At 63.7% G+C, this 12,462-nt stretch carries 14 protein-coding genes and 1 pseudogene; 4 read left to right on the top strand and 11 right to left on the bottom strand.

The genetic code is table 11. From position 1 onward, the window contains the following. Positions 1-110: 110 nt before the first annotated feature. From C479_RS04010 to C479_RS04035, 6 genes are all read right to left on the bottom strand, one after another. Positions 111-1,271, bottom strand: a complete 1,161-nt coding sequence (locus tag C479_RS04010; RefSeq protein ID WP_007698224.1) for an ABC transporter substrate-binding protein — start codon at positions 1,269-1,271, stop codon at positions 111-113. 102 nt (positions 1,272-1,373) lie between these two features. Beyond that, positions 1,374-2,240 (bottom strand): ABC transporter ATP-binding protein, encoded by an 867-nt coding sequence (locus tag C479_RS04015; protein WP_007698226.1) that lies wholly within the window; start codon positions 2,238-2,240, stop codon positions 1,374-1,376. After that, positions 2,240-3,445 (bottom strand): FecCD family ABC transporter permease, encoded by a 1,206-nt coding sequence (locus tag C479_RS04020; RefSeq protein ID WP_007698227.1) that lies wholly within the window; start codon positions 3,443-3,445, stop codon positions 2,240-2,242. The genes C479_RS04015 and C479_RS04020 overlap by 1 nt, the downstream gene beginning before the upstream one ends. Before the next feature lie 185 nt (positions 3,446-3,630). Beyond that, positions 3,631-4,572 (bottom strand): DUF7551 domain-containing protein, encoded by a 942-nt coding sequence (locus tag C479_RS04025; protein ID WP_007698231.1) that lies wholly within the window; start codon positions 4,570-4,572, stop codon positions 3,631-3,633. A gap of 343 nt (positions 4,573-4,915) precedes the next feature. Beyond that, complete coding sequence (locus C479_RS04030) at positions 4,916-5,383, bottom strand: SPW repeat domain-containing protein (protein ID WP_007698234.1); 468 nt, start codon at positions 5,381-5,383, stop codon at positions 4,916-4,918. Positions 5,384-5,595: 212 nt separating this feature from the next. Further along, on the bottom strand, positions 5,596-5,802 hold the full coding sequence (locus tag C479_RS04035; RefSeq protein WP_241430157.1) for a hypothetical protein: 207 nt from the start codon (positions 5,800-5,802) through the stop codon (positions 5,596-5,598). Positions 5,803-6,233: 431 nt separating this feature from the next. On the opposite strand from C479_RS04035, the gene C479_RS04040 reads away from it, so the two are divergent. Both C479_RS04040 and C479_RS15745 read left to right on the top strand, forming a co-directional pair. Continuing rightward, positions 6,234-6,644, top strand: a complete 411-nt coding sequence (locus C479_RS04040; protein ID WP_007698239.1) for a carboxymuconolactone decarboxylase family protein — start codon at positions 6,234-6,236, stop codon at positions 6,642-6,644. 16 nt (positions 6,645-6,660) lie between these two features. Further along, positions 6,661-6,834: a DUF1059 domain-containing protein gene (locus C479_RS15745; RefSeq protein WP_007698251.1), complete on the top strand. Its 174-nt coding sequence runs from the start codon at positions 6,661-6,663 to the stop codon at positions 6,832-6,834. 299 nt (positions 6,835-7,133) lie between these two features. On the opposite strand, the gene C479_RS04045 is transcribed toward C479_RS15745, so the two are convergent. The 5 genes from C479_RS04045 to C479_RS04065 all read right to left on the bottom strand — a co-directional run bounded on the left by C479_RS04045 (position 7,134) and on the right by C479_RS04065 (position 10,357). Further along, positions 7,134-7,577, bottom strand: a complete 444-nt coding sequence (locus C479_RS04045; RefSeq protein WP_152415796.1) for a hypothetical protein — start codon at positions 7,575-7,577, stop codon at positions 7,134-7,136. Positions 7,578-7,843: 266 nt separating this feature from the next. Continuing rightward, complete coding sequence (locus tag C479_RS04050; protein ID WP_007698256.1) at positions 7,844-8,509, bottom strand: SOUL family heme-binding protein; 666 nt, start codon at positions 8,507-8,509, stop codon at positions 7,844-7,846. 176 nt (positions 8,510-8,685) lie between these two features. Continuing rightward, positions 8,686-9,414: a hypothetical protein gene (locus C479_RS04055; protein ID WP_007698259.1), complete on the bottom strand. Its 729-nt coding sequence runs from the start codon at positions 9,412-9,414 to the stop codon at positions 8,686-8,688. A gap of 6 nt (positions 9,415-9,420) precedes the next feature. Further along, on the bottom strand, positions 9,421-9,783 hold the full coding sequence (locus C479_RS04060) for a DUF7344 domain-containing protein (RefSeq protein WP_007698261.1): 363 nt from the start codon (positions 9,781-9,783) through the stop codon (positions 9,421-9,423). A 112-nt stretch (positions 9,784-9,895) separates the two neighbouring features. After that, positions 9,896-10,357 carry an SHOCT domain-containing protein gene (locus tag C479_RS04065; RefSeq protein ID WP_007698263.1) on the bottom strand — a complete coding sequence of 154 codons (462 nt, stop codon included), beginning with the start codon at positions 10,355-10,357 and terminating at the stop codon, positions 9,896-9,898. 141 nt (positions 10,358-10,498) lie between these two features. Here C479_RS04065 and C479_RS04070 point away from each other — a divergent pair, with 141 nt between their 5' ends. Continuing rightward, positions 10,499-11,680: a thiolase family protein gene (locus C479_RS04070; protein WP_007698267.1), complete on the top strand. Its 1,182-nt coding sequence runs from the start codon at positions 10,499-10,501 to the stop codon at positions 11,678-11,680. Positions 11,681-11,819: 139 nt separating this feature from the next. Next, a pseudogene (locus C479_RS04075) lies at positions 11,820-12,411 on the top strand (HdeD family acid-resistance protein). Positions 12,412-12,462: the final 51 nt, after the last annotated feature.

The raw sequence follows: 12,462 nt of genomic DNA on the forward strand, positions 1-12,462 counted from the left end.
CCGTTACGCGGAGATCACTCGACACCCGCCCCGACCCAGACAGAACGTAGCACCAGAAACCGGCGGGGCCGGTCGGATTGGACCGGATTCGCTCGATCCTTACAGGAGCGTTACAACTCCCCGTCGACTATCTCGGCGACTCGCTGCCGATCGAACAGGTTCTCCTCGACACCGTAGAGCTGTCTCGCCGCTCGCTCGGTTACCACGAGGTTCGTGATCGGACCCTGGTAGAGCGGCCCGCCGCGGTAGACGTCGCCGTTCTCCACAGCGGAGAGCTTCCGCGCCGTGTTATCGGATTCCATGGTGGAGACGATCGTGTCCTGGAACTCGGCGGCCGTCTTCGCCTCTTGCCCACGGAAGAGAATCACGTCGGGGTCGATGTCGAGGAGAGTCTCGTAGCCGACCGCGCCACGTGAGTTGTGAAAGTCCCGGACGTCCGTCTCGGCAAAGGCGTCGACGACGCCCAGCTCTCGCCACTGCTTGAAACTCGTCCCCTCGTCGATGAGGTACGGAGAGAACTCGCCCATACTCGCCTCGGTCGCCCACATGATCGCGACGCTCGGGCGCTCTCCCTCGGGCGGAACGACGTCCGAGAGCGTCTCCTGGAACTCGTCGTGAAGGGTCGCGAACGCCTCGTAGCGCTCGGTCTCCTGAAACAGTTCGGCGAGTTTCTCGAACGCCTCGTACAGCGAGAGATACTCGTAATCGTGCCAGTCGTAACCTCTCGAGAAGATACTGTTGGCGAAGAAGGGTGTGCCCGTCTGCTCGATCAGGTCGATATCGCTCTGCTCCCAGCCCGAGGTCCGCCCGAGAATGAAGTTCGGGTCGTTGACGAACACGTCGACGTCCTCGGCGAGCCCCAGGAACTTCTCCGGCGTCAACTCGCCCTCCCAGAGAGACGTCATGTCGCTCTTGTCGACGCTCACACCTGGAATTTCGTCGTAATACTGGGTGTGATAGCGCGAGGCGAGGTACACCGCGTCGGGCGGTGACTGCCCCAGTGCGATCCCCATGTCCGCCCAGCTACCGTTGTTCGCCGCCCACGACTCGGGGACGGCGTCGAACTCGACCTCGCCGACCGGCGGCATCGACACGGTGTATGGACCGCCATCGTACCCGTCGTCGCTATTCCCGTTTTCACCAGTACTGTCGTCACCGGAGTTCCCGTTCTCGTCCTGTTCGGAGAGACACCCCGCCAGTGCGCTTACGCCCGCCGCAGCCACTCCGGTTCGAAGGACGGTTCGTCTGGTCACCCGCGAATCGTCGGTCATCGGTTTTAGGTTGGCCTAAATTTACAAAAGCGTTCCGAAAGCGCCCGGTTCGGTTCAGATTCGTGCCGATCAGCCGGATAGGAAACGATATCCAAACGCCCCTCACCGGTCTGGCAGTGCCCGTCTCGGCAAGACCTGCAGGTCGGGCTCCGTCTTGACCGTCGCCTCGACGCCGAAGACATCGGCGAGTAGCGACTCGGTGACAACCTCCTCGGGTGGTCCCCAGTCGTACAGTTCGCCGTCGCACATCGCGATCAGATAGTCGGCGAAGCGGGCCGCCTGCGAGATGTCGTGGAGGATGACGGCGACGGTGACGCCCTGCTGTTCGTTCAGCTGGCGAATCGTTTCGAGCACGCGGAACTGATGGTGAACGTCCAGGAACGTGGTCGGCTCGTCGAGCAGGAGGACGTCAGTTTCCTGGGCGAGGACCATCGCGATCCAGGCCAGTTGTTTCTGGCCGCCGCTCAGCTGGCCCAGTTCCGTCTCTCGCAAGTGGTCGATCCCGGCGAGTTCGAAGGCCCGGTCGACCGCCTCGTGGTCGGCCGCACTCACCCCCTCGAAGAACCCGCGGTACGGATACCGACCGTGATAGACGAGGTCCTCGACCGAGATGGAGCCGACCGAGTCGTTCTCCTGGGAGAGGACGCCGAGTTCGCGGGCCAGTTCCTTGCCACCGAACGAGTCGAGGTCCTCGCCGTGGATCCTGACCGATCCGGCCGCCGGTTCGAGGTGAGCGGAGAGCGCTTTCAGTAGCGTCGACTTGCCGCTTCCGTTCGGTCCGACCAGGGCGGTGATCGCCCCCTCTGGAACGTCGAGACGGGCACACTCGACGACCGATTCCTCGCTCGTCGGGTATCGGAGGTCGAGATCGTCGCCGACGAGTGCGCTCTGGACGGCGACGCCGTCCTCGTCGGTGAGTCCGATCGACATTTCACCCGGTTCAACCACGTTGGAGTCGGTTTCTGTCATCAGAGTTCACCCATGGACTGGTTTCGCCGCATCAGGTAGAGGAAGTACGGCCCGCCAACGACGCCCGTGACGACGCCCACCGGGAGTTGCGTGCCGGACAGGGCGAGTCGCGCGCCGACGTCGGCGACGACCATCAACGCTGGGCCCGCGAAGACGCATCCGAGGATCACGCGGCGGTAGTCGCCCCCGACCGTGTTTCGCACGATGTGGGGGACGACGAGGCCGAAGAAGCTGACGATACCTGCGACGGCGATGGCGACGCTCGCCGCCACGATCGCGACCACCGACAGCAGAAACCGCGTTCGTTCGACGTTCATGCCAAGCGACTGTGCGGTGCGCTCGCCGAGCACCAGCACGTTGAGTTGGCGCGCACCCGCGAGAGCGAGGACGATCGCCACGATTCCGGGAATCAACGCGATCCTGACTTCCTCCCAGCCTGTGGCCGTGAGCGAGCCAGTCAGCCACGAGACCGCCGTCTGGACGACGCCGAGGTCGTCGGCGAAGAAGAACAGCCCCTGCTGAAGCGACTGAAAGACCATGTTGACGATCACGCCGGCCAGGACGAGCCGGACGGGGCTGGTGCCACCCTTCCAGGCGATCGCGTAGACCGTGAGGAAGGCGACGGCCCCACCGATGGTCGCAAACAGCGGGAGCAAGGTCGCCAGCCCACTGAAGACGATCAACGTCGCGAGCACGGCGAACCCGGCGCCCGAACTCACGCCGAGAACGAACGGGCTCGCCAGTTCGTTGCGCGTCACCGCCTGGAAGATCGCACCGGAAACCGCGAGCGTNCCGGCGCCCGAACTCACGCCGAGAACGAACGGGCTCGCCAGTTCGTTGCGCGTCACCGCCTGGAAGATCGCACCGGAAACCGCGAGCGTCGCCCCGGTGATGATCCCGACGAGGACGCGCGGCACCCGCTGATCCCAGACGACCAGGGTGCCGACATCGTCCATGTGGGCTGGAAGCTCGGACCCGAGCAGGAACGCCTGCCAGACGTCGATGTCGAACCAGATGTCCGGATCGAACACCGCCGACAGTACTTCGAGGCGAGTCATCGAATAATCGCCGTACGTCGTCTGAACGTATCCGGCGACCAGCGTGACTACCGCACCCGCTAGACAGAACGTGACGAGTGTGCCCGTTAGCCAGCCGTCGCGGTCAGGCATCGCGTCACGTTCCCCAACCGACTGTGCCGCTGCCATTATCGTTTAGGATAGCCTAAAAGACCTAAAGGCGTTCCGATTCTTCCCTGTCGGCCCCGGAATCCAACGTATACGATCACAAGGACACGATCCAAGCACATTTCCCGGAGAAATCCCCTTGGATCAGTTCACTTCGAAATAGATTCCAGGAACGACAGATGACCGTGTGCGAGCACAGCCAGTTCTCATCGAGGGATCGGTGTGCTGAGCAATCCACTCGAATCCGCCACGGCCACCCCTCCTGTACGCAACTCGAACGTGAATTCCCAGTCGTCGTCGACCGGCTGCACACGGATCGACGAGGGGACCCACGTTCGACCGTGGCGATACAGTTCGAGGGCGATCGGGAGTGTAGGGAGCCCACCACGACGTGGAGAGAGGGCGTACTCGCCGATTCGGACGACGACGGATCGTGTCCGGGCATCGGCATCGGCCGTCCCGAGTGACCGAACGTACCGCCCGAACAGCCCGCATTCGCGCAACGAGTCGAACGTACACCGCAGTGGATCACCGGCCGTCTCGGGTTCCGGTAATCGAGTCGCAGCGCTCGCGAGTACGGTCCGCGTTTCCTCGGCCGACAGCCGCTCGTCGAGTTCGGTCGCCATGCTTTCGAGCAACCGGAGGCACAGTTCGTCAGGATCGACGACGGTCTCGGCGAGTCGAACGTACTCGTCCATGACGGCCGTTTCGACGGCATCGAACCCGCTGTCGCTGAGCGCCTCGAACACGGTCCCCGCAACCCGATGACAGAACTCCGCGAGGGCCCGGTGGTCGATCGCCGAGTGGGTTCGATTGATCACCGGTTCCGAAAGTGACCACGCCTCGGTGTCCGAGTCCGCGTCACCGGCGCTTGCGTCCGGCTGTACCGGTTGTGGCGAGTCGACCAACGCACCTTGACAGACGATAATATCGGAGTACGGGAGCCGCGGATCGTACCGTCGAAGCGCCGACCGATAGCAGTCTGTTGCACGAGCCGCCCGTCTGGCGATCGCTCGACTCTCGAATCGGTGACCGACCGCTGGAACCGGTCGGTCACCAGTTCGGCAACAGACGAGTGAAAAGTCACCCGCCTCGTTCGCGAGCGACTCGATGTACTGCCGTAACTCGACGAGCGTCGTTCCAACCACGACTACCGCCCCCGGCTACAGCCGTCCGAACAATCGGTCTCTGGCCTCATCAGGCGGTCGTTCGCACGGCTCGACCATATAATTTAGGTTAGCCTAAAACCACCAGGCCGCGGTGGCGCGACGAATCAATGTATCAGCGCCACTCCACGAGCCGACGTGGAACTCCCATTCCAGAGAGGACCGGACAATCCTATACCAGAGGACAGTCTCACTGCCAGAAGCGAAATCACCCAGGCCCCTTGAACCGCTCGTTAGGGGCCGACAGTCCGATAGCGCTCCCAACGGTCGCGACGAATTCGATTGGTGAATCCTCCCTCGACCGGCCCAGCCACGTATCGATCCGTCAGACCCGCGCGCCCGCTCTGTCGGGCACGTCGGCCCGGCTGTTTGCGTAGGCGCTGTAAGCCGAAAGCGCCGCGACGGCGAGGCCGGAAACGATCGTACTCGTCGAGAGGGTCGATCCACCCATGTCGATCAGGTACGGCGAGACGACCGCCCACAGGCCGAGCAGGATGGCCAGCGATGCCACGCCGACGCTCGCCAGGCGGTCTTTCGAGAGGCGGTAAAAGTTGTACCCCGCGAGCGCGAAGATACCGGTTCCGACGAGGGTGTTGTTCCAGTACGCCGCATCCGTCGCTTCGTACAGGAAGGGCGAGGCGACGAGCCACAGGCCCACGATCGCGGCAAGCGCACTCACCCACTGCAGTACGTCCGTATTGAGGACGTTGCGTTCCGCGTCGCCACCGTATCCCGTGTCGCCACCCGCTCGCTCCGCGCCGCCGTCCGCCCGTAGCATGTCAGTGTCTCCCATAACGGGTGTCCTAACCCGTCGGTCGACAAAAGCCGCGTTGCTTGCATCTTCCTGAAACGTCACCTTACGGCGGGCAACGGTCCTGGCAAACAGTCCCCAGTGCGATTTGAGGGAACAGACGACCTGGCAGACTCGCACGTCCGAAAAAATCGGATCGTGCGGGCGAGCGCGACCCGGGCATTCCCCAAATCGGGTCGACCGCACTCGCCGCTTCAGACCAGCCCATCGAGGCGCCGTCGCCGAAAGCGCGCCACGCTGTAGCTCGTGACCAGCCAGGCGTAGCCGACCAGCACGACGGCGAACGCGAGTGCGACCGTGTGGGACAGCCCCGTCACGACACTGCTTAGCAGTTGGACGACTGCAAGGGCCGCCGGTAATACGGTGTACAGTGCGCTTTCTACCGGGTGTGTTCGAAACATCGCCTCGAGCGTGGAGTGGTCGGCCGACATTACTGGATCGTAACCGAGCGTTGGAGCGTCCGGGTGAAGAACGTTTTTCGGCTTCGACGCGACTGTCCTGGCGCCTGAATCGTCCGTGTTTCCTCAGGCGGCCACAACGCTCCACAGACTCCGCGATTGACGGGCACCGATCGCCCGTGAGACGGTCATCCCGATTCGATCAGAAGATGTCAAGGGGCTTTGAGGTTGGTGTGTCGTGTCGCGGCGTCGAAAAGACCCGAGAACGTGCCCCGCGACGATCGCACGAATTGACGACGTCACCCCCAAACTGGACAGCGACGATACTCGTTCGCTTTGTCGGTTAGTTCTAAGTAGACTATTCGCGTATGACCAATGGTGGACGGTACCATATGACGTTCATGTGAACCGGTCACCACTCGGGTGAGAAGACGATGGCGACCAACACGACACCGTACGGCGAGACGAGAGCGGACATCGAGGAAACCCTGGGATTCGTTCCCGGCTTCCTCGACGGACTTCCGGAGCAGGCGCTCGTAAACGAGTGGCCGACGATGAAGCGGTTCCTCTTTGGCGAAAGCGCAATCGACCCGAAGGTCCGCGAGTTCGTGGGCCTCGCGGTTGCCGCCGCGATCGGCTGCGAGTACTGCAGGCACTTCCACAAGGGCGTCGCGAAGCTCCACGGCGCCTCCGAGGCCGAACTATCGGAGCTCGCATTCCTCGCGAGCTACACGCCGCGATACAGCGCCATGATCCAGGCGCAGGATTACGACGTCGACACGTTCTACGAGGAGGCCGAACAGATCGCGGACCACGTCCAGGCCGGCGCGGCCGCGGGGGACTAAGGAAGAGAGAGAACTCATGGCACAAGTACACAAACTCGACTGCGAAGCAGCGGTCAACGACTGCCACTTCATCATCCAATCAGAGGACGAAGACGAAGCGCTCGAACTGGCACGGAACCACATGGAGAACGTCCACGGATCGGCGTTCTCGGACGACGAACTCCGAACGGAGTACTTACAGACGGTCTAAACGGACCCGGAGCGGCCACCGCGCCACTCGGCGATCCGTGACGCGGCCGTCGTTCCGATCAGATCCGAAGCCCATTCGATCCGACGAACGAGACCGACCATCGTGCGAGGGCGAGATCGGCCGATCGTCGACGCAGGCGAACCCACGACTGGTGGCGACGACGATTGCTGTGCGACGCGAACAGTCGACAGCAGGGTAAGCCACACGAGAGAGTCTCCATGCCTGTAGCGTGGTTCGACCTGACTCGGCGCGTGACGACGGGTTGGAAAAAATATTCGACGGTGATGGGAGTCGATTTGTTACCGCCGGAACGTGACGGTGTACGATTCGCACCCGCTCCACGTACACCCTTCGACGGTAACCGTCACTTCCGACAGGTCGGTGGCGGCGCACGCCTCCATACTGACGGAGTTACCGAAGAGACCGAGTTTCCAGCTCCGACAGAGGTTACCATCCTCCAGCGACACGCACTCTTTGACTGTCCCGTCGTTGAGGATCCCACAGACCTTGATCGTGTCTCCCTCGAACGTGACACAGACCTCGACAGAGATCGGGAGGAGTGGGATCGACTCACACTCCGTTCGAGCCGGCCCTACCTCCACGACGTGGGCCTCGTCACCGGCCGCTTTCGAATCTGGCGACGCAGCAGCCGCCTGTGACGCGCCAACGAGGCTGCCGCCGGCAACCATCGCACCTGTCGATTTCAAGACCATTCGCCGGGGGACGCGGTTGTCATCTGACATTGCAAACGGCAATAGACAAGGGAGATATAAATAATTTCGTGACTTTCTCACATTTTTAGTATTGAGACTGGAAATGTGAATATTTTTCTGAGTGCTGCCAAAGTACCGTCTCGATTAATGACTTCGACAAAATTGACGGATGGAGGAACGGTTCCAAACCAACCCATCGAAATTCCAGAAATACCACGTCGAAGACTCGCCAGCATCACCAATCGCATAGTCGGCCGGGACCGCGGCAGCGCTAACAGCGTATATGGCTCCGTTGTTCAGGCGATCGCTCCGATCTCGACGGCGACTTCGTTACGACGCATGAACGGCGGTGTCCACGGATCGTCGTAGCGCAACAGGAATGGGCCGTCGACAGGTTTGTAACCCGCTCGTTCGACCGCTCGCAACAGCGCTCGTTCAAGACTGTTGACACGCCAGGCCGATGCGTACCACGAGAAGCGTTTTACGGCGACCGTCCGTGGTGGGTCGATCGCGAGCGAGACGGCAGGATCTATCGGTTCCGGCGCCGACTCTGGGTCGAGAGACGGAGGAAGGTAGAACGACATGCGCAGTTTGCCGTCGACAGGCGAGGCCGGTCCGTGCGTCTGCAGCTCGGCACCCACCTTCGTGTCCGTTCGAACGGGCGCAGTCATCCCGATCGAATCGCCGCGACGAGATTCGACGGGGCGGGTCATCGAAAGCGTCGAGGCGCCCTCGTTCGCCCCGGTAATGTACCGGTAGAGCCGGCGAAACGCGTCCCGCTGGTTCGACGCCGTCGTCTCGACACGAACCGTTTGCGGATAGGTTCGGATCTCCAGTCCGTCCACCGACCGGCGGTGTGCATACGGGATCGCCTCGGTCGACCGGGTGGTATAGATTCCCCAGGCGATCCAGCCGGAGAGCGCGGCGGCACCAACGAAGATGGCTTTCGAAAGCGATCGCATAGTACTCGTTCGCGACCCAGCCCGATGAAGGGCGGGCACGAGTGAGGGGATTCGTCAGGCCCGCCCAGCCCGAGTACGTGCCGACCGGACTGCCAAATTCCGAAATACAACGCGAACCAAGCCGTCATGTCGGGTGTCGCCGGCGAGACCGTGGACGAACGCGCCCCGAGTCAGTCTCACCGCCGACCGTACGTCGCTTCGAGGTACGCCGCCAGTTCGGTGACACGATCGGGGTCGTCCGTCCAGAACCCCCGGTACTGGCCGGGGTTGCGTTCCTCGGCGACGATCGCGGAGGCGTTCAGAGCGGTCTCACCGCCGTCGAAACAGACGAACCAGAACGCGTCGATCTCGCCGCCAACCTCGTCGGCAAGGTCGATACCCGGCGGCGAGTCGTCGTCCCACTCGTCGGCGACGAGGACGCGAACGGTCAGGTCCGTCTCCGTCGCGAACCGATCGTAGATGCGCAGTTGGTCGGCGAACGCCGCTGCCGTCTGGAAGCCGACGACCAGACGCCCCGCGCCGGTCCGCCACGCCCGCTCCTCGATCTCGCGAGTTACCGCGAGGAGCTGTCCCCGATTTGCAGACGTAAAGAGCGTGTTGTCGAGAAACGAGAAGATGGCCGCGGTATCGACGGATTCGTCGAGTTCCCACGGCGGGTGGTGTTCGGGGGAGAGAAGCGCGTCCAGCCGGTCGAGTCCGATCGCGCCGCGGAAGTCGCCCGCCGCATCCCGGACGAGCAGGAACCCCGGTTCGTCGCTCGCCGGCATCGGCCGGTGTCTGACCCGGACGTTCCGGGTCGAAAACTGCTCCGACAACGCCGTCGCGGTCGATTTCGACGCCGCGTAGACCGAGAGCGTACGCCGACGTGATTCGATCGATGCCACGGCATCGCTGAGTGACTCCACGCCCGCTCACCCGCGGAGTCCGAGCGCCGCGTTCACCGTCTCCTGACGGGGTGCCGCCTCGATCGTCTGGTTCGACCGATCGTAGGTGACGTACCCGGTCGCGTCCAGTTTGGGTAACACGGCGTGGTGAAGGCGAATGCGCACGTTTTCGTGATCCGCGGGTGTCGCGATCGTTCCCGAGCGCATCGCGGTGAACCCGGCGACGAAGTCCGCGAGCTGTGAGAGGGTCCGGTTCGGGTCGTGTGCGAGCGCGTAGACGGCGTACCGGGCATCCTCGGTGGAGAGGATCTCGAACACGTCACTCGGCATCGACTCGTCTCCGGCGAGTTGTTGTCTCGCGATCGTCGTTTCGAATCGGTGCCAGTCCATGCCGTGGTTCACGGTATCGAGGCGCAAAGTCGTATTCCCTGCACGCACGAGTATCACCAACCGCGACCGATCGGACCGATCCGGGCGGACATCATTCGATCGGCAACGAGCCTCACTGCTCGAACTCGCGTGTTCGGTCGCGCTCGTCGACCTCGTCGGCGACGGCCGGCGGATGATCGGCGGTAATCGAACCGCCCGGCTCGTTCGTCGCGGACGGGGATTCGGTTCCCCAATCTGGCCCGTCGAACGAGTCGTCGGCGGCCACCAATCGGTCCAGTCGCCGCTCAAATTCGTCTTCGTCAATCTCGCCCGCGGCGTACCGGCGCTTGAGTTCCTCGTAGGCGTCGGACTCACTGGAGTGTGAATCCGATACCCCTCGGTCGTCGAACAGCGAGGCGATTTCGTCGCCCCAGAAGAGGAAGATCGGCGTCAGGAGAAACCAGCCGACGATCGATACCACCCCAGCGAGCGTACTGAAACCGGCGACACCGGCGAGGCTCACGAGCGCGAACGTCACGACACCGATCAACAACCAGCAGTCGTCGGCCACGAACTCCCGAAGTCGCTCACCCATACCAGCTGAACGAACACGTTCGAGACTACTGGATCTTCCGGACCACCAGCCGGCGTGGCAATAGGAGCCGGTGGCACGCGGGTGCCGGCGACCGACCGCGTCGATCCAAAGAATAACTGCGCCACCCGCCAACTACCGCGTATGCAAGATGCCTACATCGTCGACGCCGTCCGCACGCCCTTCGGTAAGCGAGGTGGATCGTTTCGAGACATCCACGCCCAGGATCTCGCGGCGGCACCGCTCGAAGCCCTCGAGGATCGGAACGACTTCACACAGAGTGGCTACCCCGAGGACGTCGTCTACGGCTGCGTGACGCCGATCGGCGAACAGGGGATGAACGTCGGTCGGCTCGCACCGCTCGTCGCCGGATGGGGCGACGAAATTCCCGGCGTCCAACTGAACCGGATGTGTGGCTCCGGCCAGCAGGCGATCAACTTCGCCGCGGGGCAGATTCGCGGCGGACTGGCCGACGTCCTCGTCGCCGGCGGCGTCGAACACATGACCCGCGTCCCGATGGGAGCCGATTCGGCGGCCGACGCGGACACGTACGCCGCCGAAACGGGCGTGACGGAGACGTACTTCGAGCACGTGGACGAACTCACGACGCAAGGTGAGGGAGCCGAACGCATCGCCGAGCAGTGGGACTGTCCACGCGACGAACTCGACGGACTCGCCGTCGACTCCCAGCGCCGATGGGGCCAGGCGGACGAGGCGGGCCGCTACGACGAGCAGCTGATTTCGGTCGAGGTCACGGTCGACGGCGAGGAGCGCGTCGTCGAACGCGACGAACACCCGCGCCCGGAGACCGACCGCGAGACGCTGGGTGAACTTCCGCTGGCCTTCCGCGAAGCGGGCGAGGGGGTCGTCCACGCCGGCAACGCCTCCGGAATCGTCGACGGCGCCGCGGCCACGCTGATCGCTTCCGGCGAGGCCTGCGAGCGCTACGGCTGGGACCCCCTCGCGCGCATCGTCGACACGCAGGTCGTCGGCGTCGATCCGATCACCATGCTCACGGGGCCGATCCCGGCGACGGCAGAACTCCTCGAACGCAACGACCTCTCGGTCGACGACATCGACCGCTTCGAGGTCAACGAGGCCTTCGCCTCCGTCGTCGCTGCGTGGCTCGCCGAGACTGGCGCCGACTGGGAGCGGACGAACGTCTGGGGCGGCGCCATCGCCCACGGCCACCCGCTCGGCGCGACCGGGGCGGCGCTGGTCGGCAAGCTTCCCTACCAGCTCGAGGCCTGCGACGGCCGGTACGGACTCTCGACGATGTGCATCGGCTTCGGACAGGGCATCGCGACGCTGATCGAACGGGTGTAGGCGCCGTCGAGCCGGCTGCCACCGTCGGGCCAGATACCGATCGTCGGTCCGATCCAACCGGATATTGTCAACTCACAAATATTGTAAGATTGTGTAGGGTATTACGTCCCTCCGACGCGTGCTCACTACTGGGAGAGTCATGAGCACCATCACACCAGGCACCGAAGAATCGATCGAGACGAACTGGCGCCCGCTCGCGGTTGCGGGCGGACTGATCGCCGTACTGGGACTGATCGCGGCCGCGCTGCCGTTCGGTACCGGTATCGCGCTCGCGTACGTCCTCGGCGCCGCGCTCCTCGTCGGCGGCGTCGTCCACGCCGGACACGCGTTCACGACCGACGGGTGGGCGGGGTCGCTCTGGCAAGCGGCACTCGCCGGGATCACGATCGTCGCCGGCCTCCTCATCCTGGGCAACCCGCTGATCGGTCTCGCGAGCCTGACGCTGCTGGCTATTGCCTACCTTCTGGTCGACGGACTGGCGGAGCTCGTGGCGAGCCTCCGCATGGGAAGCGGCTCGGGCCGTGGCTGGGTCGCGGCCAGCGGCGTACTCTCGCTCGTCCTGGCCGGACTTCCTGTGGGCAGGGTTCCCCGTCGACGCTGTCTGGGTCGTCGGCGTGCTTGTGGGCGCGAGCCTGTTCGTGACCGGGGTCTCGATGATCGCCGTCGCGTACGGTACCCGCAGGATGGAGAGACACGTCCCAGAGCCGGGAGAGAAATCTCGCGGCGTGTGAAACCCTGTTCTTTCGCGACGGTAGATGTCCAGTGGGACCCTACGCTCGTCG

This window comes from Halovivax asiaticus JCM 14624, from assembly GCF_000337515.1.
In the GTDB taxonomy this organism is placed as follows: domain Archaea; phylum Halobacteriota; class Halobacteria; order Halobacteriales; family Natrialbaceae; genus Halovivax; species Halovivax asiaticus.